Raw genomic sequence first — 1,481 nt, forward strand, 5'->3', positions numbered from 1 at the left:
GAAAAAGGCAACGGAAATATTTCTGAAATTGCCTATTCGGTTGGATTTAATGATGTTTCTTATTTCTCGAAATGTTTCAAAGAAGTTTATAATGTAACACCTAGTGAGTATTTATCAAAAAAATAATCAGTAAAACACTGAATTCATTGACTTTTTTGATCTTGTTACATTTGTTATAATGCTTGTTACAAATGTCGCAAGGTTTTTTTTTTGATAAATATAATTTTACATCAGAAACAAAACTAAATCCTACTTAGTAATGCCCAAAAAGAAAAATATACAATATGAAGGCCAAATTGAAAAACTGCTGGACAAGAAAATTTATTTGAATATTAATCATCTTGAAAAAGGAAAATATGAATTAAACATTATCAATAAAAACAAATTAATAATAAAAACTAAATTCTATAAATAAAAAAATTAAAAAACCAAAAATTATGAATACAACAATTAAAAATTTCTCGAAAGTATTGCTAGTGGCAATAACAATTTTATCGATTTCAATTATTTCGTCTTGTAGTAAAGATGGAGAAAATGGTATCAATGGTACAGATGGAACAAACGGTATTAATGGAGCAGTTGGAGCAACAGGTGCAACTGGAACTACAGGTTCGAATGGAACTAATGGAACAAACGGTACTAATGGCAATGCTAATGTAATTGCATCTGTTTGGTATCCAGCAAATTGGGGTTATCAAAATTTATCAAATACCAAAGGAATGTTAATACACGTTCCAGAAGTATCTCAAACTGTTCTAAAAAATAATAGCAATGTTATGGTTTATGCTAAACAGTATGGAACAAGTTCTGTTTTTCCATTACCTGGTTCAGGAAGGTGGACAAATATTGTAACCTATAATTATGAATTTGGAAATAACGCACCCTATGATGGAATTATTATAACATTGACATCAAATGATGGATCTGTATTAAGTGATTTGACTTATGACCCAATTAGAGGAAATGCTTTTAGATACATTGTTATTCCTAGCGGATCTGGTCGCGGCGTTACACCAATTGACTACTCAAAAATGTCTTACCACGAGATTTGTACAAAATTCAGTATACCAGAATAAATAAATTTTCATATTTTTTTGGATAATATGACTTGGTTGCGATTACCAAGTCATATTTGAAAAAACAATAATTAATTCATTAAAATCTAGTACTATGAAAACTCTAAAAAATACATTCGTAATTTTATTAATTACATTATTGTCAATTTCGTGTAGCAACAACGACAATAATCCAGCCGTAACAACGCAACCGCCAGTGGTAATAAACGACAATTATATCAGATGCAATATTGACGGTGTTGCTTATGCCGTTTCTGGAGCTGCTATTACTGGTGCTCAAAATTCAATTGCATTTGATTTTAGAAGCGATATTTCTGGTGGCGGAATAGGTATGGATTTCTCGTTATCAGGTCAAGCTGCTGTTGGGACTTATTCTCCGAATTATTTAAATGCATCTGCAACAGG

At 30.6% G+C, this 1,481-nt stretch carries 3 protein-coding genes; all 3 read left to right on the forward strand.

Going from position 1 to position 1,481, the window contains the following annotated elements; all coding sequences use genetic code 11:
- The first annotated feature begins 18 nt into the window (after positions 1-18).
- Complete coding sequence (locus RMO83_RS04565) at positions 19-126, forward strand: AraC family transcriptional regulator (protein ID WP_310558498.1); 108 nt, start codon at positions 19-21, stop codon at positions 124-126.
- 311 nt (positions 127-437) lie between these two features.
- Positions 438-1,076, forward strand: coding sequence for a hypothetical protein (locus RMO83_RS04570; RefSeq protein WP_310558496.1), 639 nt, complete (start codon positions 438-440; stop codon positions 1,074-1,076).
- Positions 1,077-1,170: 94 nt separating this feature from the next.
- On the forward strand, positions 1,171-1,481 hold a 311-nt coding region (locus tag RMO83_RS04575; RefSeq protein WP_310558497.1), incomplete at its 3' end, for a hypothetical protein.

Source organism: Flavobacterium sp., assembly GCF_031423415.1.
In the GTDB taxonomy this organism is placed as follows: Bacteria; Bacteroidota; Bacteroidia; order Flavobacteriales; family Flavobacteriaceae; genus Flavobacterium.